This is a genomic window from Comamonas sp., assembly GCF_036666375.1.
In the GTDB taxonomy this organism is placed as follows: Bacteria; Pseudomonadota; Gammaproteobacteria; order Burkholderiales; family Burkholderiaceae_C; genus Comamonas.
Map to the genome: position 1 here is coordinate 13,691 of NZ_JAVWWA010000051.1, position 19,283 is coordinate 32,973.

The 19,283-nt window shown below is 68.4% G+C and carries 17 protein-coding genes; 8 read left to right on the forward strand and 9 right to left on the reverse strand.

Going from position 1 to position 19,283, the window contains the following annotated elements; all coding sequences use genetic code 11:
• Position 1: 1 nt before the first annotated feature.
• The 8 genes from RR928_RS13710 to pdeM all read left to right on the forward strand — a co-directional run bounded on the left by RR928_RS13710 (position 2) and on the right by pdeM (position 11,016).
• Entirely contained in the window at positions 2-1,093 is a 1,092-nt protein-coding gene (locus RR928_RS13710) for a putative 2-aminoethylphosphonate ABC transporter ATP-binding protein (protein ID WP_332682941.1), read from the forward strand.
• Positions 1,090-2,811, forward strand: coding sequence for a putative 2-aminoethylphosphonate ABC transporter permease subunit (locus RR928_RS13715; protein ID WP_332682943.1), 1,722 nt, complete (start codon positions 1,090-1,092; stop codon positions 2,809-2,811). The genes RR928_RS13710 and RR928_RS13715 overlap by 4 nt, the downstream gene beginning before the upstream one ends.
• 39 nt (positions 2,812-2,850) lie before the next feature.
• Positions 2,851-3,975: a TIGR03364 family FAD-dependent oxidoreductase gene (locus tag RR928_RS13720; RefSeq protein WP_332549526.1), complete on the forward strand. Its 1,125-nt coding sequence runs from the start codon at positions 2,851-2,853 to the stop codon at positions 3,973-3,975.
• A gap of 24 nt (positions 3,976-3,999) precedes the next feature.
• Positions 4,000-4,824 carry a phosphonoacetaldehyde hydrolase gene (gene phnX, locus RR928_RS13725; RefSeq protein ID WP_332549527.1) on the forward strand — a complete coding sequence of 275 codons (825 nt, stop codon included), beginning with the start codon at positions 4,000-4,002 and terminating at the stop codon, positions 4,822-4,824.
• 75 nt (positions 4,825-4,899) lie between these two features.
• A complete protein-coding gene (locus RR928_RS13730; protein WP_332682946.1) occupies positions 4,900-5,991 on the forward strand; it encodes a ligase-associated DNA damage response exonuclease in 1,092 nt (363 codons plus the stop codon).
• The gene (locus RR928_RS13735) at positions 5,988-7,640 is read left to right on the forward strand and encodes an ATP-dependent DNA ligase (protein WP_332682948.1); all 1,653 of its coding nucleotides are present in this window, start codon (positions 5,988-5,990) and stop codon (positions 7,638-7,640) included. Before RR928_RS13730 ends, RR928_RS13735 begins: the two co-directional genes overlap by 4 nt.
• Positions 7,640-10,303, forward strand: coding sequence for a ligase-associated DNA damage response DEXH box helicase (locus tag RR928_RS13740; protein WP_332682949.1), 2,664 nt, complete (start codon positions 7,640-7,642; stop codon positions 10,301-10,303). Before RR928_RS13735 ends, RR928_RS13740 begins: the two co-directional genes overlap by 1 nt.
• Positions 10,304-10,308: 5 nt before the next feature.
• Positions 10,309-11,016, forward strand: a complete 708-nt coding sequence (pdeM, locus tag RR928_RS13745; RefSeq protein WP_332534090.1) for a ligase-associated DNA damage response endonuclease PdeM — start codon at positions 10,309-10,311, stop codon at positions 11,014-11,016.
• A 48-nt stretch (positions 11,017-11,064) separates the two neighbouring features.
• Here pdeM and RR928_RS13750 read toward each other — a convergent pair whose 3' ends face one another.
• The 9 genes from RR928_RS13750 to RR928_RS13790 form a co-directional block, all read right to left on the reverse strand.
• Entirely contained in the window at positions 11,065-12,162 is a 1,098-nt protein-coding gene (locus RR928_RS13750) for a YeeE/YedE family protein (protein ID WP_332534089.1), read from the reverse strand.
• 80 nt (positions 12,163-12,242) lie between these two features.
• Positions 12,243-13,970 (reverse strand): thiosulfohydrolase SoxB, encoded by a 1,728-nt coding sequence (gene soxB / locus RR928_RS13755; protein WP_332534088.1) that lies wholly within the window; start codon positions 13,968-13,970, stop codon positions 12,243-12,245.
• A 58-nt stretch (positions 13,971-14,028) separates the two neighbouring features.
• A complete protein-coding gene (gene soxX / locus RR928_RS13760; RefSeq protein ID WP_332682952.1) occupies positions 14,029-14,694 on the reverse strand; it encodes a sulfur oxidation c-type cytochrome SoxX in 666 nt (221 codons plus the stop codon).
• A 10-nt stretch (positions 14,695-14,704) separates the two neighbouring features.
• Complete coding sequence (soxA, locus tag RR928_RS13765) at positions 14,705-15,514, reverse strand: sulfur oxidation c-type cytochrome SoxA (RefSeq protein WP_332534086.1); 810 nt, start codon at positions 15,512-15,514, stop codon at positions 14,705-14,707.
• Between the two features lie 79 nt (positions 15,515-15,593).
• The gene (gene soxZ, locus RR928_RS13770) at positions 15,594-15,905 is read right to left on the reverse strand and encodes a thiosulfate oxidation carrier complex protein SoxZ (RefSeq protein WP_332534085.1); all 312 of its coding nucleotides are present in this window, start codon (positions 15,903-15,905) and stop codon (positions 15,594-15,596) included.
• A gap of 22 nt (positions 15,906-15,927) precedes the next feature.
• Positions 15,928-16,383, reverse strand: a complete 456-nt coding sequence (soxY, locus tag RR928_RS13775) for a thiosulfate oxidation carrier protein SoxY (protein WP_332534084.1) — start codon at positions 16,381-16,383, stop codon at positions 15,928-15,930.
• A gap of 48 nt (positions 16,384-16,431) precedes the next feature.
• Entirely contained in the window at positions 16,432-17,481 is a 1,050-nt protein-coding gene (locus RR928_RS13780; RefSeq protein ID WP_332549911.1) for a c-type cytochrome, read from the reverse strand.
• On the reverse strand, positions 17,465-18,802 hold the full coding sequence (soxC, locus tag RR928_RS13785; RefSeq protein WP_332534082.1) for a sulfite dehydrogenase: 1,338 nt from the start codon (positions 18,800-18,802) through the stop codon (positions 17,465-17,467). Before soxC ends, RR928_RS13780 begins: the two co-directional genes overlap by 17 nt.
• 2 nt (positions 18,803-18,804) lie before the next feature.
• Complete coding sequence (locus RR928_RS13790; protein ID WP_332534081.1) at positions 18,805-19,119, reverse strand: c-type cytochrome; 315 nt, start codon at positions 19,117-19,119, stop codon at positions 18,805-18,807.
• Positions 19,120-19,283: the final 164 nt, after the last annotated feature.

The window sequence follows — 19,283 nt, forward strand, 5'->3', positions numbered from 1 at the left end:
CATGGACGACTCCTACCTCGCGCTGCGCGGCATCCACAAGCGCTTTGGCGCGTTCACCGCGCTGCAAAGCATAGACCTGAACATCCGCAAGGGGGAGTTTGTCTGCTTTCTCGGGCCTTCGGGCTGCGGCAAGACCACGCTGCTGCGCATCATCGCCGGGCTGGAGACCCAGACCTCGGGCAGCATCGTGCAGGGCGGGTTCGACATTTCCACGGCGCCGCCCGCCGAGCGCGACTACGGCATCATGTTCCAGTCGTATGCGCTGTTTCCCAACCTGACGGTGGCGCAGAACGTGGGCTACGGCCTTGTCAATGGACGGCAGTCGCGCGCGCGCATCGCGGCGCGCGTCGATGAGCTGCTGTATCTCGTGGGCCTGGTGGCCAGCGCCGGCAAATACCCGGCGCAGATGTCGGGCGGCCAGCAGCAGCGCGTGGCCCTGGCGCGCGCGCTGGCGACTTCGCCGGGCCTGCTGCTGCTCGACGAGCCGCTGTCGGCGCTGGACGCCACGGTGCGCGGCCACCTGCGCAGCGAGCTGCGCGCGCTGCAGCGCCGGCTGGGCGTGACCACCATCATGGTCACGCACGACCAGGAGGAGGCGCTGTCGGTGGCCGACCGCATCGTGGTGATGAACCATGGCGTGATCGAGCAGGTGGGAACGCCGCTGCAGGTGTACCGCGAGCCGGCCTCGCCGTTTGTGGCCGACTTCGTCGGCAAGGTCAACCGCCTGCAGGCCGTGGCCGAAGGCGATCACTGGTATCGCTGCGGCGACAAGCGCCTGCGCTGCGCGCCGCAAGAAGGCGCGGATTTCCGGCCCGGCAGCGCGGTGGCGCTGTACCTGCGGCCCGAGGACCGCGTGGTGGGCGGGGTCGACGCCGACGACCCGCTGCGCTGCGCAGGCACGGTGCGCCACATCGAGTTCCTGGGCGGCAACTGCCTGGCCGAAGTCGATGTCGAGGGCCTGGCGGGCCAGCCGCTGCAATTGCAGTACTCGCTCAACCAGATGGATGAATTCGGCGTGCGCCAGGGCGCGCGCGTGAGCTTTGCGCTGCGCGCCGATAGGCTGCGCGTGTTTCCCGCGGGAGTTGGCGCATGAACGCCGCGGCGACGGCCCCACGCCTGGCCCCCATGCGCCAGCGCGTGCACTGGAACGAGCGCCTGGGTCATCTGGGCCTGCTGGGCGTGCTGCTGCTGCTGGGCGTAGGTCTGCTGGCGCCGCTGCTGCTGATACTGTCCAAGGCGCTGCAGGTGCCCGAGGGCGTGGCGGTCTCGGCATTCGGCGCGTTTTCCGCCTACCTGGCTTCGCCGGCGCTGCTGACCAGCCTGTGGCAAAGCATCTGGGTCGCGCTGCTGGTGACGGCCATCGTGCTGCCGCTGGCCTTCACCTTTGCCTATGCGCTCACGCGCAGCTGCATGCCGGCCAAGCCGCTGCTGCGCACCGTGATGCTGCTGCCGCTGCTGGCGCCTTCGCTGCTGTCGGCGATCTCGCTGATCTACTGGTTCGGCAACCAGGGCCTGGCCAGGGATTTCTGGCTGGGACTGGGTTTCGACGGCATCTACGGCGCGCCGGGCATCGTGCTGGCCGAGTGCTTTGCGGTGTTTCCGCATGTGCTGATGATTCTCGTGACCGCCTTGTCGCTGGCCGATGCGCGCCTGTACGAAGCCGCCGATGCGCTGGGCACGGGCACGGTGCGCAAGTTCCTCACCGTCACGCTGCCGGGCGCCAAGTACGGCCTGATCTCCGCCGCCCTGGTGTGCTTCACGCTGGTGATCACCGACTTCGGCATTCCCAAGGTGGTGGGCGGCAATTTCAACGTGCTGGCCACCGATGTCTTCAAGCTGGTCATAGGCCAGCACGACTTCCAGCGCGGCGCGGTGGTGGCGCTGCTGCTGCTGGCGCCCGCGGTGTTCACCTTTGCCATCGACGGCTGGGTGCAGCGCAAGCAGACCGCGACGCTCACCGCGCGCGCCGTGGCGCTGGTGCCCAGGCCGTCGCGCGGCTTTGACACTGCCATGACGCTTTACTGCCTGGTGATCGTCGGCCTGGTGCTGGCGATGTTCGGCATGGCGGTGTTTGCCTCGTTTGCCACGCTGTGGCCCTACAACCTCGCTCCCAGCCTGAACCACTATGTGTCGGGCCTGGTCGATGCCGAGTTGGGCGAGGCGCTGATGAACAGCCTGAAACTCGCGGCCAGCACGGCGGTGATAGGCACGCTGGTGGTGTTTGTCGGCGCCTATCTGCTGGAGAAGACGCGCGGCCTGGACCTGCTGCGGCCCGTGGTGCGGCTGATGGCGATGCTGCCCATGGCCGTGCCCGGCCTGGTGCTGGGCCTGGGCTATATCTTCTTCTTCAACGCGCCGGGCAACCCGCTGGGCGGGCTGTACCAGACGCTGGCGCTGATGGTGCTGTGCACCGTGGTGCATTTCTACACCACCGGCCATCTGACCGTCGTCACGGCGCTCAAGGCGCTCGATGCCGAGTTCGAGGCGGTGTCGGCTTCGCTCAAGGTGCCGCTGTACAAGACGTTCTGGCGCGTCACGCTGCCGATCTGCCTGCCGGTGCTGCTCGATGTCTCGCGCTACTTCTTCATCAACGCCATGACCACCATCTCGGCCGTGGTCTTCCTGTATTCGCCCGACACCAAGCTGGCCTCGGTGGCGATTCTCAACCTGGACGAGGCCGGCGAGACCGGCCAGGCCGCGGCCATGGCGGTGCTGATTGCCGCGACCTCGGGCGTGGTCACGCTGCTGTACCTGGCCGCGGGCCGGCTGGTCGATCGCCGCACCCAGGTCTGGCGCGCGCCGGCGCGCTGAGCCGGCTGCATATTCCCTTTTCCTTGCGAACTGAACTCCATGAATTCCCCCGATACATTCGATCTGATCGTGGTCGGCGCCGGCATTGTCGGCCTGGCCCATGCCTACACGGCCGCCCGACGCGGCCTCAAGGTCTGCGTGGTCGAGCGCGACGCGGCCTGCGTCGGCGCCTCGATACGCAACTTCGGCTTCATCACCGTCACCGGCCAGGGCGCGGGCGACACCTGGCGGCGCGCGCGCCGGGCGCGCGAGATCTGGGGCGAAGTCGCGCCGCAGGCCGGCATTGAAGCGCTGCACCACGGCCTGTACCTCACGGCCTTTCGCCCCCAGGCGCTCAAGGTGCTCGAGCAGTTCATGGCCACCGAGATGGGCCAGGACTGCGAGCTGCTCGATGCGCGCGCCGCCGCGCGCCGCGCTCCGGTGCTGCAGCTCGACGGCGCCCAGGGCGTGCTCTACAGCCCGCACGAGATGCGCGTGGAGTCGCGCAGCGCCATCGGCCTGCTGGCGCAATGGCTGGCCCGGGCGCATGGCGTGGTGTTCCGTTTCGGCGAGGCCGTGCTGGAAGTCGCGACGCCGCGCGTACGCACTGCGCGCGCGCTGCTGCACGCCGAGCGCGTGGTCGTCTGCACCAATACCGATCTCAACGGCCTGTTTGCCGAGCGCCTCGCGCCCCACCAGCTGCGGCTGTGCCAGCTGCAGATGCTGCGCGTGCGGCCCGAGCCGGGCTTCAAGCTGCCGGGCTCGGTCATGGCCGACCTGAGCCTGGTGCGCTACCACGGCTACAGCAAGCTGCCCGCGGCCGCGGCGCTGCTGGCGCAATTGCAGCAGGAAGAGGGCGAGTCGCTGGACCACGGCATCCATCTGATCGTGGTGCAAAGCGCCGACGGCTCGCTGGTGGTGGGCGACTCCCACCACTACAGCGCCGCGCCCGAACCGTTTGCCGACCAGCGCGTGGACGAGCTCATCCTGCGGCATCTGCATGACACGCTCAAGCTCAAGACTGCCACCGTCACCGAGCGCTGGGTAGGCATCTATCCCTCGTCGGCCAGCAGCGACTGCCTGATCGACAAGCCTGACGACGCCACGCGGCTGGTGCTGGTCACCAGCGGCACCGGCGCCAGCACCGCCTTCGGCATTGCCGAAGACACGTTTGGCGACTGGTAAGCCACCCCTTTGAACGGAATCAAAATGAGCAGCAAGCAACCTTCACGCACCGAACTGTCCGCCGTGGTCTTCGACTGGGCGGGCACGATTCTCGACTTCGGCTCCTGCGCGCCCATGGGCGCCTTCGTGCGGCTGTTCGCGCAGTTCGGCATGGAGATCAGCATAGAGCAGGCGCGCGGCCCGATGGGCGTGGCCAAGTGGGACCATATCAAGGCGCTGAGCCTGCTGCCCGAGGTGGCCGCGCAGTGGCAGCGCCGGCACGGCCGGCCCTTCACCGATGCCGACATCGATCACCTCTACGCGGTGTTCACGCCTATGAACGCCGCCGTGGTGGCCGACTTCGCGGACTTCATTCCGGGCGCGCTGGATACCGTCGCGGCGCTGCGCCGGCGCGGCCTGAAGATAGGCTCGACCACGGGCTACAACCGGCCGATCATGGACATCGTCTCGCCGATTGCCGCGGCCGCGGGCTACCTGCCCGACAACCTGGTGTGCGCGGGCGACCTGAGCGCGGGACGGCCCGCGCCGCTGATGATGTACCGCTGCTTTGCCGAGCTGGGCGTGTGGTGGCCGGCGACGGTGGTCAAGGTCGACGACACCGATGTCGGCATTCTTGAAGGCAGGAATGCCGGTACCTGGACCGTGGGAGTCTCGGTCAGCGGCAATGCCATGGGACTGCCGCTGAACGAATGGAATGCACTCTCTGCGGCCGAGCAGCAGGCGCGGCGTGAAGCTGCTGCCGAGCAGCTGCGGGCGGCGGGGGCGCACTATGTGATCGATTCCGTCGCCGACCTGCTGCCGGTTCTCGACGACATCGCCCGCAAGCTCGCGCAAGGCATACAGCCCTGAACGCCTGCTGACGCCGGCGGGATGCTGCACCCTGTCCTACAGCATCCTCGCCGCGGCCCGCATAGCATCCAAAACATGCGTGCTGCTGCGGATCTGATCGTCGCCCGTCCCGAAGGACTGTATTGCCCGCCAGGCGACTTCTACATAGACCCCTGGCGGCCGGTGGAGCGCGCCGTCATCACCCATGCGCACAGCGATCACGCGCGCTGGGGCAGTGCGCATTACCTGGCCCAGCACGACAGCGCGCCCATCCTGCGCCGGCGCCTGGGCGAGGACATCACGCTGCAGACGCTGGCCTATGGCGAAGTCATAGACCACCACGGCGTCAGGCTGTCGCTGCACCCGGCCGGCCATGTGCTGGGCTCGGCCCAGGTGCGGCTTGAACATGGCGGGCGTGTGTGGGTCGCCTCGGGCGACTACAAGCTCGAGAACGACGGCACCTGCGCGCCGTTCGAGCCGGTGCGCTGCGACACCTTCATCACCGAATCGACCTTTGGCCTGCCCATCTACCGCTGGCCCACGCAGGCCGCGCTGTTTGCCGAGATCAACGCCTGGTGGCGCGCCAACGCCGAAGCCGGCCGGGCCTCGGTGCTCTATGCCTATGCGCTGGGCAAGGCGCAGCGCCTGCTGCATGGCGTCGATGCGTCGATAGGGCCCATCGTCGCGCATGGCGCCGTCGAGCCCATCAACGCGATCTACCGCGCGGCCGGCGTGGCGCTGCCGCCCACGCATTACGCGACCGATGCCGCACTCGACAAGGCGCTGCTTTCGCGCTCGCTGGTGATTGCCCCGCCCTCGGCCGGGCGCAGCAGCTGGCTGCGGCGCTTCGGCCCCAATCCCTCGGATGCGTTTGCCAGCGGCTGGATGCTGCTGCGCGGCACGCGCCGCAGGCGCGGCGTGGACCGCGGCTTTGTGGTCTCCGACCACGCCGACTGGCCCGGCCTGCAGTCGGCCATTCTCGCCACCGGCGCCGAACGCATCTTCGTGACCCATGGCAGCGTGGCGGTGATGGTGCGCTGGCTGGGCGAGCAGGGCCTGCAGGCCCAGGGCTTTTCCACCGAATACGGTGATCACGACGAGGCCGACGACGCCGCGCCGCGCGCGCAAAGCGATGCCGTTGTGCCCGATGGCGGGGCCCCCGATGGCGGCACCCCTGACTCCGCATGAAAGCCTTTGCCGATCTTTACCGCGAACTTGACGCGTCCACCTCCAGCCTGGCCAAGCAGGCGGCGCTGCAGCGCTATCTGCGCGCCGCGCCGGCGCGCGACGCGGCCTGGGCCGTGTATTTCCTGGCCGGAGGCAAGCCGCGCCAGCTCGCGCCCACGCGGCTGCTGCGCGAGCAGGCGCGGCTTGCGGCCGGCCTGCCCGAATGGCTGTTTGATGAGAGCTACGAAGCCGTAGGCGATCTGGCCGAGACGATTGCGCTGTTGCTGCCCGCGCCCGAGACGGCGCTGGAGCTGCCGCTGGCCGACTGGATGGAGCAGCATCTGCTGCCGCTGCGCGGCCAGGCGCCCGAGGCGCTGGCACGGGTGCTGCAGGAACACTGGCGCATGCTGGCCGTGGCCCAGCGCCTGGTGTATTTCAAGCTGATCACCGGCGCGTTCCGTGTCGGCGTCTCCAAGCTGCAGGTCACGCAGGCGCTGGCCGCGGTCAGCGGCATAGACGCCAAGCTGATTGCCCAGCGGCTCATGGGCTATACGCACATCGGCGCCCAGCCGACGGCGGCCGACTACGAGGCGCTGATTGCCGCCGACGAAGGCGCGGGCGGCAGCGGCATGCGCGGCGGCCAGCCCTATCCCTTCTTTCTGGCCCATCCTTTCAACCTGCCGCTGGCGCAGTTCGACGCCGCGCTCGGCGCCGCGGACGGCTGGCTGGTCGAGTGGAAATGGGACGGCATTCGCGCCCAGCTGGTCAAGCGCGACGGCCAGGTCTCGGTCTGGACGCGCGGCGAGGAGCTGGTCAGCGACCGCTACCCCGAGCTGCAGGCCATGGGCCTGGGCCTGCCCGACGGCACGGTGCTGGACGGCGAGATCCTGGTCTGGCGCGACGGCCGCGCCCAGCCGTTTGCCGAGCTGCAGCAGCGCATAGGGCGCAAGACGCTCAGCGCCAAGCTGCTGCGCGAGCTGCCCGTGGTGCTGTGCGTCTACGATCTGCTGGAAGAGGAGGGCGCCGATCTGCGCGCCCTGCCCCAGCATGAACGCCGCGCGCGGCTGGAGCAACTGGCCGCGGCCTGTCCCCATCCCCAGCTCGAGCTCAGCCCGCTGCTGCGCGGCGCCGACTGGGCCGCGCTGGCGCGCCAGCGCGAGCAGGCGCGCGCGCTGGGCGTCGAGGGCATGATGCTCAAGCGCCTGGACGCACAGTACGGCGTGGGCCGCACCAAGGATGTCGGTGTCTGGTGGAAATGGAAGATAGATCCGCTGTCGGTGGACGCGGTGCTGATCTACGCCCAGCGCGGCCATGGCCGGCGCGCCAGCCTCTACAGCGACTACACCTTTGCGGTGTGGAACGGCCCCCGGGACGACCCCGCGCGCCAGCTGGTGCCGTTTGCCAAGGCCTATTCGGGCCTGACCGACGCCGAGATGCGCGCCGTCGACGCCGTGATCCGCAAGACCACGGTGGAGACCTTCGGCCCGGTGCGCAGCGTCACGCCGACCATGGTGTTTGAACTCGGCTTCGAAGGCATTGCCGCCAGCAAGCGCCACAAGAGCGGCATTGCCGTGCGCTTTCCGCGCATGCTGCGCCGGCGCGAGGACAAGCCGGTGGAGGAAGCCGATACGCTGGCGACCCTGCAGGCGCTGCTGCAGGCAGACGCCTGATGGCCAGGCGTGCCGACCCCGCGCTGGCGGCCTGGATCGCCGCGCGCGGCTGGAAGACCTTTGCTTTCCAGCGCCGCGTCTGGGCCGAGATGGCGCAGGGCCGCAGCGGCCTGCTGCATTCAAGCACCGGCAGCGGCAAGACGCTGGCGGTCTGGCTGGGTGCGCTGGGCGCCTTGCGCAAGAGCGTCGCACCCGAGGGAATCAAGGGCAGGCCGCCGCCGCTGACCGTGCTGTGGATCACGCCCATGCGCGCGCTGGCCGCCGACACGCTGCGCGCGCTGCAGGAGCCCATGCAGGCGCTGAGCCCGGGCTGGACTTCGGCGCTGCGCAGCGGCGACACCACCTCGGCACAGCGCGCGGCCCAGGACCGGCGCCTGCCGACGGTGCTGGTCACCACGCCCGAAAGTCTCACGCTGCTGCTGTCGCGCGCCGATGCCTACGAGCTGCTGCGCCATGTGCGCGTGGCCGTGGTCGACGAATGGCATGAGCTGATGGGCAACAAGCGCGGCGTGCAGACCCAGCTGGCGCTGGCGCGCCTGCGGCGCTTTCAGCCGGCGCTCATGACCTGGGGGCTGTCGGCCACGCTGGCCAACCTCGATGAATCGCTGCAGACGCTGCTGGGCACGGCGCCCGCGCCCGCAGGCCAGCCGCCGGCCATCGTCCAGGGCGAGACCGACAAGACGCTGGTGATAGACACGCTGCTGCCCGCGGCCGCCGAGCGCTTTGCCTGGGCCGGCCACATGGGGCTGCGCATGCTGCCCCAGGTGGTGCAGGCCATAGAGGAAAGCGCCAGCTGCCTGGTGTTCACCAACATGCGCTCGCAGGCCGAGCGCTGGTACCGCGCGCTGCTGGAAGCGCGGCCCGACTGGGCCGGCGTGCTGGCGCTGCACCACGGCTCGCTGGACCGCGGCGTGCGCGAATGGGTGGAGCTGGGCTTGAAGGAAGGGCGCATCAAGGCCGCGGTCTGTACCTCGAGCCTGGACCTGGGCGTCGACTTCCTGCCCGTGGACCGGGTGCTGCAGATCGGCTCGGTCAAGGGCGTGGCGCGGCTGGTGCAGCGCGCCGGGCGCGCCGGCCACGCGCCGGGCCGGCCCTCGCGCATCACGCTGGTGCCCACGCACAGCCTGGAGCTGGTCGAGGCCGCGGCCGCGCGAGAGGCCGTGCACGCGGGCCAGATCGAGGCCAGGCCCAGCCCGCGCGCGCCGCTCGATGTGCTGGTCCAGCATCTGGTGACGATCGCGCTGGGCGGCGGCTTCCAGCCCGACGAACTGCTCAGCGAGATCCGCAGCACCGTGGCCTATGCCGGGATCAGCGACGCGCACTGGCAATGGTGCCTGGACTTCGTGCGCCAGGGCGGGCCCTCGCTGGCCGCCTATCCCGACTACCACCGCGTCGTGCCCGACGAGACCGGCCTGTGGCGCGTGCCCGATGTGCGCCTGGCGCGGCGCCACCGCGTCAACATCGGCACCATCGTCAGCGATGCCTCGATCAGCGTGCAGTACCTGGGCGGCGCGCGCCTGGGCAGCGTCGAGGAAAGCTTCATCGCGCGGCTCAAGCCCGGCGACGCCTTCATGTTCAGCGGCCGGCTGCTGGAGCTGGTGCGCGTCGAGCAGATGACGGCGCTGGTGCGCCGCGCCACGGCCGGGCGCGCCGCGCTGCCGCGCTGGAACGGCGGGCGCATGCCGCTGTCGAGCACGCTGGCCGACGCCGTGCTGCGCCAGCTGCAGGCCGCCGATGAAGGCCGCTTCGACAGCCCGGAAATGCAATGCGTGCAGCCGCTGCTCGACATCCAGCGCCGCTGGTCGGGCCTGCCCACGCCGACGACGCTGATTGCCGAGACGCTCAAGTCGCGCGAAGGCTGGCATCTGTTTCTCTACCCGTTTGCCGGCCGCCAGGTGCACCTGGGGCTGGCCAGTCTGCTGGCCTGGCGCGCGGCCCAGCCCGAGACCGGAACCTTTTCCATCGCGCTCAACGACTACGGCATCGAACTGCTCAGCGCCAAGGAGATCGACTGGGCCGCGCGCCTGCCGGGGCTGCTTGCTGCGCGCCCCAATGAGCAACTGTTGGGCGAAGTGCTGGGAAGTCTCAACGCCACCGAACTGGCGCGCCGGCGCTTTCGCGAGATCGCGCGCATTGCCGGGCTGATCTTCCAGAGCCATCCGGGCGAGCGCCGCAGCAACCGCCAGCTGCAGGCCTCGGCCTCGCTGTTCTTCGAAGTGTTCCAGCGCTACGATCCGCACAATCAGCTGCTGCTGCAGGCCGAGCAGGAACTGCTGACGCAGGAGCTGGACGTGCGCCAGCTGGCCGCCGCGCTCGCGCGCATCGAAGGCCAGACCTTGGCGCTGCATGCGCTGCGCAAGCCCACGCCGCTGGCGTTTCCGCTGATGGTCGAGCGCTTTCGCGAGAAGCTGACCAACGAGTCGCTGGCCGACCGCATTGCACGCATGGTGGCCGAACTCGAGCGCAGCGCAGGCGGCGAGGCCGTGGGCACGGCGCATGCGAGCGCCGACCAGGTGTTTGCCTCGGCCCAGGCACGCGCGCTGCCTGAAGCCGACATAGGCGCGGCGCTGGTGCTGGAGACGCGCGGCGAAACAGCGGGCACGCGCAAGCCACGTGCGCGCAAGAGCGGCCGCGCGCGCCAGGCGCCGGGCGCGGAGAATTGATCGATATGGACGGCATTGACATTGCATTGCACATGGCTCCCCCGGGCGCCTTGCCTCTCGTTCTGGCCGGCGAGTCGGTGGCGCTGCTGCCCGAGCGCGCGCTGTGGTGGCCGCGCGAGAAAACGCTGTTTGTCGCCGACGTGCACCTGGGCAAGGCCGCGAGCTTTCGCGCGCTGGGCCAGCCCGTGCCCTCGGGCACGACGCGCGACAACCTCGACCGGCTGAGCCAGCTGATCGACGGCCTGGGCGCGCAGCGCCTGGTGGTGCTGGGCGACTGGCTGCACGCGGCCACGGCCCAGCAGGAGCAGGTGATCGCGCCAGTGCGCGCCTGGCGCGAGCGCCATGCGCAGCTGGCCTGCCTGCTGGTGCGCGGCAACCACGACAGCCACGCGGGCGATCCGCCGCCCGCGCTGCGCTTCGAGATCGTCGACGAGCCGTTTCGCGTGGGCCCGTTCGCGGCCTGCCACCATCCGCAGACCGTGGCCGGCGCGCTGGTGCTGGCCGGCCATCTGCACCCCGCGGTGCAGCTGCGCGGGCGCGCCTACGACCGCGCGCGCCTGCCGTGCTTTTGCACCGCGCCCGGGCTGATGATACTGCCGGCGTTTGGCGCCTTCACCGGCAGCACGCGCGAGCTGCCGGCCGCAACCGAGCGCTGCTACGCGGTGGGCGGTGGGCAGGTGGTGGCGCTGCCGTGGGTGGGTGGCCGGCGCTGAAGTGGGTTTTTTAGCGGCTAAAAAAGTGGCGTATCCGCCTGGCGGGCGCTATTGCCGCGCCGCCAGATAGCGCAGCATCGCCACCGCGCCGGCGACAATGCCCGCGATGGCGATCAGGCTGGCCAGGCTCAGCAGGGAAACCGCGCTGATGCCCTGGCCCACGGTGCAGCCCAGCGCGGTCACGCCGCCCACGCCCATCAGCAGCGCGCCCAGCAGATGGCGCGCGAGGTCCTGGGTGTCGGCAAAGCCCTGCCACTGGAAGTCGCGCCGCCACAGCGCATGCACCAGGCTGCCGGCGACCATGCCGCAGACCGAGGCAATGCCCCAGGTCAGCCGCTTGTTGCTGTCGCTGAAGAACAGCAGCCAGTCCAGCGTATGCGCGACCGGGGTGACGAAACTGAAGGCTTCGATGCGGCCGCTGTAGGTGGTCGCATACATATGCTCCAGCGTCTCGGGGTGTTCGGCGACTTCGCCCACATGGCCGCCCAGCCACCAGGCCGCGGTCACGCAAAGGCCTACGGCCAGTCCGCCCAGCAGCACGCCGGCGTTGCGCCCCGGCCTGAGCGCGAGCGCGATCAGCAGGCCGCCCAGCCCCAGGCCCAGCGCCAGCCGCGTGGCGAACACCGGCCAGCCGCCGGCCTGGGCCAGCAGTTCGGGCAGCAGTGCCAGCGTGTCGAACTGCAGCTGCACGCTGTCGAGCCAGCGCACGCGCGCCACGGCCGTGACGCCCTTGAGCGTGGCAAAGGCCGCCAGGCCCATGACCAGCAGCACCACCAGCGCCTTGAGGCTGCCGCCGCCCAGGCGCGTGAGATTGCGCGCGCCGCAGCCCGAGGCCAGCACCATGCCGGCGCCAAACAGCAGGCCGCCGACCAGCGCCGACAGCCAGGGCAGCTGCCGGCTTGCATAGAGGGTGTCGCCCACGGCCACGCCGCCCCACAGCACCAGCGACGTCGCGCCGCACATCGCCACGCCCACGGCCAGCGCCCATTGGCGCATGCGTGTCCAGTCCTGCAGATAGGCCACGTCGCTGATCGCACCCATGGTGCAAAAGCGCGTTTCGCGCATGGCAAAGCCCAGCCCGGCGGCCAGCAAAAAAATGACCGCCAGGACGGCGGTCGACAGGGAGGAAAACTCGGCAGCACTCATGCGCGCATTGGAAGGTGCATCGCCGGCTCAGCGTACTGGCATATACCCGCAGCCGGTCTTTAACGCCACCTTAATGCAAGTCATGCCAGTCCCTTGTCGGGGCGCACATTGACCAGCCGGGGCTCGTTGGGCCGGCCCGGCTTGATCACCTTCTGGTCCTTGAGCCAGGGCTCGACGATTTCCCAGATCTGCTTGTTGCCGGCGTTCTTCGCGTCTTCGGCCACGGGCGCCCAGCCCGCGACCTTGTACTTCTTGTCGGCCTCGAGCAGCTGGCCGTTCAGGCGCATGTCGCTGATGCGCTTGCCGGCGCCGGCCGTGGGGTCGCACTGGTACTGCAGGCCGCCCACGCGCACCATGTCGCCGCCTTGCTGGTAGTAGGGGTCGGGGTTGAACAGGTTGTCGCCCACGTCCTCGAGCACGGTCTTGATCGTCGCGCCGGTCATCTCGGTGACGGTGGCATAGGAATAGGTGGTGGCCGTCATGTCCATCAGCCATTCGCGCGTGATGTCCTGGCCGGCAAGCAGCGAGGTGCCCCAGCGGAAACCCGGCGAGAACGCGATCGGCGCGTCCTGCACGGCCATCATGGCGTCGAGCAGCAGCTGGTCGCCCGTGCCGTTGAAGTTGCCGCGCCGGTACAGCGTGCCGTCGGTGCGCGCCAGCACCTCGCCCAGCCTGGCTTCGTAGGGCGCGCGCACGCGCGTGATCAGCGCGTCCATCGCGGGGTCGGCCGGCAGGATGTTGGCGAACACCGGCAGCAGCCGGTACTTGAAGCCGGCAACCTTGCCTTCCTTGACGTCGAAGTCCAGCACGCCGAGGAACTTGCCGTTGGAGCCGGCGTTGGTGACTATGGTCTTGCCGCCGGCGTTGCTGACGATGGTCGGTATGGGCATGCCGTCGTGCGTGTGGCCGCCCAGGATCGCATCGATGCCGCGCACCCGGCCCGCCATCTTGATGTCCACGTCCATGCCGTTGTGCGACAGCACGACCACCACCTTGGCGCCCTTGGCGCGCGCCTCGTCGACCATCTTCTGCAGGTTGTCGTCCTGTATGCCGAAGCTCCAGTCGGCGACCAGGTAGCGCGGGTTGGCGATGGGCGTATAGGGAAAGGCCTGGCCGATGATGGCCACGGGAACGCCGTTGATCTCGCGTATCACATAGGGCTTGAACACTGGATCGCCGAAGTCGGCGGTCTTGACGTTCTGGGCGACGAAATCGAGCTTGCTGCCGAAGTCCTTCTCGATGATCTCCTTGACGCGCTCCATGCCGTAGGTGAACTCCCAGTGGCCGGTCATCACATCGACGCCCAGCAGCTTGCAGGCCTCGACCATGTCCTGGGCCTGGGTCCACAGCGAGGTGGCCGAGCCCTGCCAGGTATCGCCGCCGTCAAGCAGCAGCGCCCCCGGGCGCGCGGCGCGCATGCGCTTGACCAGCGTCGCCAGGTGCGCGAAGCCGCCCACCTTGCCGTAGCGCTGGGCCGCGGCGTCGAAGTCCAGGTAGCTGAACGCATGGGCGCCGGCCGTGCCCGGCGCAATGCCCATGGCCTTGAGCAGATGCTCGCCCACCAGATGCGGCGCCTGGTTCTTCATCGCGCCCACGCCCAGGTTCACGCTGGGTTCGCGAAAGTGAATCGGTTTGAGCTGCGCATGGCAGTCGGTCATGTGCAGCAGCGACACGTTGCCGAACGCCGGCACGTCGTACAGCGCCTTGTCGGCCAGCGCCGTGTCGGCGTGGGCATAGCGCTGCAGGCCCATGCCCGAGACGCTGGCCGCGGCCAGCACTTGCAGGAATTCGCGTTTGGAGAGGCTCATGGTTCAGTCGGAAAGCCGCGGGCGCCCGTAAGCGCCCGCCGCATTGCAAGGGAGGGAGTCAGCGATTGACCGGGGACTTGGGGTCGACCAGCAGGCCCACGAGATCGCGCACCTGCGCTTCGCCCAGGATGCCCGCATGGCCGAAACGCGGCATGCCCGAGCAGGCGTTGTAGGCCTTGGCGTTCCAGATCTTGCCCCAGGTGTATTCGACGATGGCGCGCGCCTCGGCGCTGTTCGGGTCGGTGATGCCGCGCAGCTTGCCGTAGTTGTAGAGGCTGGGGCCCAGCGTGCCAAACGAGATTTCCTCGCGGCTGATCTGGTGGCAGTTGTAGCAATTGCCGCCGTTGGCGCTGCCGGGCTTGTCGGTCCAGGTCATGCCGCGGCCGTTCTGCGCGATCTTCTCGCCTTCCTTCCAGTCGCCGACGAACTTGCCGTCGGCCGGCCACTGCACGGTCTTGAGGTTGGCGGCTTCGATGGACTGGGCCTTGGCCTCGGTCAGCGCAATGCCCGACACGTCGGCCGCGCTGCAGGCGGCGTTGGATTCGTCCTGCTGCAGCCGGTCGACCTTGGCAATGCCCTGGTCGCGAAACGAGGCCTGCACCATTTGCCGGGTCATCGCGTCCAGCGACTGCGCGGTGTCCATCGAGGCGCAGCCGAGAACGACCAGGGAGGCGGCGACTGCGGCCACGGTGTAGAGCGTGGATATGGGTTTGTGGTTTGACATCGCGGTCTCCTCAGCGCTTGATGGCCGGCGCGGTCGACATGCCGCCCTGGCCGTTGACGCCCATGAACACGCCCAGCGCCACGGTCACGTCGCTGGCATAGCCGGGGTAGGGGAAGCGCTGCTGGCGAAAGCAGTCGTTGAGCCGGCGCTGCATGCTCCACAGCTCGCCCGACGAGACGCGGTACGCGGGCCAGGAGCCGAAGCCTTCGGCCGCGCCCTTGGCCTGGGTGAGATTGGGCAGGTCCTGCAGGCGTATGCGCTTGTCGTCCGCGCCATGGCAGGAGGCGCAGGCAAAATCATGCGGGCCGCCGCGCAGATAGAACATGCGCTTGCCCACTTCGTACATCTGCTTTTCCTTGGCGTGGCCTTGCGGCAGATTGAGCTTCATGCCCTTGGACTGCGAGGACACCCAGGCCACCAGGCCTTCCATGTTCTTTTGCTCGTCCTTGCCAAACGGCGTGGCGGCGATCTTGGCCGCGTCCAGGCCCTGCTGCACCTGCATGCAGGTCAGCAGGCGCGACTCGAGGTCCTGCACCTTGTTGGTGTCGGCAAAGTAGCGCGGCAACTCGACAAACGCGCCCTTGACCACGCCCGGGCCCTTGCCCAGGTCGCAGCGCTCGAGCGAGGCGTTCCTGGGGCCGCGCTTTTGCTTCCACAGCTCCTCGCCTTTCATCTCGAACAGTTCCGCGGGATTGCCGTCCTGCAGCATTTCACGGTATTCGGCAATGCCGTCGGCCGTGCTTTTCTGCGCCAGCGCCGGGGCGCACAGGGCCATCAGCGCGGCAGCCGCCAAGGCGGCGGCGGGGGATGTTTGTCTCATGGGGCGTCCTCTCTTTTTTGTTCTCGGGCAAGGAGGCGGCGCGCAGGCAGGGCCGGCGCGCCGGCGGCGCAGGCCGCTTTCAGCTGACGGTGGCTTCGTCGGTGCGGGTCTCGCCGCGGTTGTCCTTCCAGCTCACGGACAGCTTGTCGCCGGCCTTGGCGCCCTTGACGACGAACTGCAGGAACGGGTTCTTGGACACCGCCGGGCCCCAGTCGGCGGCGAAGATCGGCTTGCCGTTGAGGCTGGCCGTGACTTCCTGGATGAACCAGGCGGGAATGGTCTTGCCTTCCGCGTCCTTGCGCAGGCCTGTCTCCATTTCATGTGCCATCAGCACGCGTACCGTGGTCTTGTCTCCGGCGGCCTGGGCCCGGATGCGCATTGGATCTGCCATGTCTTTCTCCTTGTTCTGTGAATCAGCCGCCGCAACCGCCCAGCGTCACCTTGACTTCCTTCTTCGCGAAGAAGGCCTTGCCGTCGTTGGTGATGGCCACCGCATAGACGTCAGAGGACTGGCCCAGCTTGGCGCGCGTGAGGAAGTTGGACTCGAGCGCTTCGTTGACGGTGAACGCGGCAATCATGGTGTTGGGGTTCTTCTCGACCAGGATCAGCAGCTGCTTGACGTTGGGCAGCGTGGTTGCCGCGCCAATCGGCACGACCGCGCCGTTCTCGGCGATATCGGGCGCGGTGAGCGTCACGTCCTTGCTTTCGGCCGGCGCCGACGCGCCCATGGCCTTGAGCACTTCGGCCATGGTCTTGGCCTCGAACGCGGCCTTGTTGTAGGCCGCGTGCGCGGCCTGGGGCAGCACGCCCGCGGCCGCGAGCAGCCCCAGCACGGCTGCGCTGTTCTTGAGTGCGTCTCTGCGTTTCATCTTCTGTCTCCTTGTGATGGATCTATGGCCGGCGACGCGCGCGGGCCTTCAGGGTTTCTGGGTTGCGGCAAGCCAGTTCGCAATGATTCTGGCGTCGTCGTCGCTGAGCTGGGGCTGCGGCGGCATAGGGATAGACCCCCATACCCCGGTGCTGCCCGACTTGATCTTGCCGATCAGGTAATCGGTCTGGCCGCCGAACTTGGCGGCGATATCCTTGAACGCCGGGCCGACGATCTTCTGCTCCATGCCGTGGCAGGCAATGCAGGCGTTCTTCTCCAGCAGCGCCGTGGGCACCTGCGTGGCCGCGGGTGCCGGCCTGGCCTTCTTGCTGGCGCCGCCATCGGTCTCGATGCCGTGCTGCGCGCCGATCAGGCGGTTTTGCTGCGCCAGATTGCCGTGGTTGTTGCTTGCGTGATCGGGCAGGGCGGAGCGCACCTGGGGCGCGGGCGCGCAGTTGCTCATGCAGGCCTTGGCCTGTACGTCGGGCCTGGCGCTGGCCTGGAACTCCTTGCCCGGCCACAGCGCATGGGCGCTGGTCATGCCGTTGCGGTTGGGCAGCCTGGCCTGCACCTGGGCCATGTTCTTGTCGCTGAGCGTGAAGTCCTCGGGAACGATCTCGCCCAGGTTCAGCAGATAGGCCGTGACCGCATAGACCTCTTCGGTCGACAAGGTCTTGGGCGCATTCCAGGGCATGGCGCGGTTGATGTAGTCCCACAGCGTCGACAGCGTCGCGGTCTTCATCAGCGTCGTGCGGCCGGGAAATCCCGGGTCCTTCAGGCGCGCGGCATGACCGGTCTTGATGTCCTCGGCCGTCGTGCCGCCCACCAGCGGACTGAAGACTTCGTTGGCCTCGCCAAACACGCCGTGGCAGGACGCGCACTTGCCTTCCCAGACCTGCATGCCCTGGCGCACGCTGCCCGAGCCTTCGGGCAGGCCCTTGAAGTCGGGGCGCACGTCGATGTCCCAGGCCTTGACTTCCTTGGGCGTGGCATCGCGGCCAATGCCGGGAAAGCCATTGCTTGTCTGGGCCGAGACGCCCAGGGCCAGGGCCGCCAGCACGCCGGCAGCGGCCAGGCGGAAATTACGCGAGCTGGACATTGGCCACCTCCCCATTGGTGTGCACCGCCCACGACTGGATTGCATTGTTGTGATAGATCGACCGGCTGCCGCGCACCGCGCGCAGCTGCTGGTAGCTGGGCTGCACATAGCCGGTCGAGTCCATGGCGCGGCTCTGGATGATGCATTCCTCGCCGTTCCAGACCCAGTCCAGGTTGAAACGCGTGAGGCACTTGTCCATCACCGGGCCTTCAAGCCGCGCGCTGCGCCAGTTGCGGCCGCCGTCGACGCTCACGTCGACGCGCTTGATCCTGCCGCGCCCCGACCAGGCCAGGCCGGTGATGTTGTAGAAGCCCTTGCCCTGCAGCATCTGTCCGCCCGAAGGCGTGGTCACGACGCTCTTGCATTCCTGGATGCTGCTGTACTGGCGGTGCTGGCCGTCGGGCATCAGGTCGACGTAATGAATGGCTTCGTCCTTGGTCGCGTAGGGCATGTCGCCGACTTCGATGCGCCGCAGGTACTTGACCCAGCTCACGCCCTGCACGCCGGGCACGACCAGGCGCAGCGGATAGCCTTGCTCGGGCCGCAGCATCTCGCCGTTCTGGCCGTAGGCCACCAGCACTTCGCCCGAGGTGATCAGCTCGACCGGAATGGTGCGTGTCATCGACGAGCCGTCGGCGCCTTCGGCCAGAATGAACTTGCCCTTCTTGAGATCGGCGCCGGCCATTTCCAGCAGGCGTATCAGCGGCACGCCAGTGAATTCGCTGCAGGACAGCATGCCGTGCGTGTACTGCACCGTGGGCACGGCCACGTTGCCCCATTCCATGCCGGTGTTGGCGCCGCATTCAATGAAATGAAAGCGCGACACCGAAGGCAGGCGCATGATTTCATCCATGGTGAAGACCTTGGCGTTCTTCACCAGGCCGTTGACCATCAGCCGGTGCTTGGAGGGATCGATGTCCCACCAGCCCTGGTGGTGGCGCTCGAAATGCAGGCCGCTGGGCGTGACGATGCCAAACAGCGACTGCATGGGCGCAAACGACACCGAGGCCTGCTTGGTCTGCGTGAGCCCCGGGCTCTGGCGGCGCTGCACATTGGCTTCGTATTTGGATGGTTTGCCGTAGCCGTCGGTGACCACGGCCTGGCCCAGGCCCTTGCTGTGCGCGGGCAGCTCGAGAATGTTCGGGTCGCCGTCACCGACGCTGGCCGCGCGCGCCGCGCTGGCGACAGCGGCCGTGCCCGCGGCGGCGGCAAACGCGCTGCGAATGAAGTCGCGCCGCCCGGCCTTGGCCTGGGCAAACACCGTGCCCACCTCGCGGGCAGGAACGAAATTCTCCGGCGCCTTGCGTATCCGGCCTGTCATGCTCACTGCGCTCCCGCAAGAATCCAGCCGGCCAGCGTGCCGGCATCTGCCTCGCTGAGCGCAGCCTGCGCCGGCATGGGAACAGGACCCCATTTGCCCGCGCCGCCGGCCTTGATGCTCTTGGCCAGCTGCGCCTGGGCATCGGCCTGGCCCGCGTACTTCTTGGCGATATCGCGGAACGCCGGACCGACCAGCTTCTTGTCCACCGTGTGGCAGGCCATGCAGGCATTCTTTTGCGCCAGCGCCTGATTTGCCGCAGCCACGCCGGGCAGCGCCGCCACCAATGCCACTCCCAGCCAGGATTTCCAATGCTTCACCGCAGTCTCCTTATATTTGTATATAAGCATGTTGTTATGTATTAGTTTCCAACAGGCGCGATGCTTTGTGATGTGGCAATTACCCTCGTTGTTCCAAATTGGAATAGCGCTTTGTGAAGCCGTCTTTTGCCTTTATTTGTGGCGCGGACGTTCACCCTTCGACG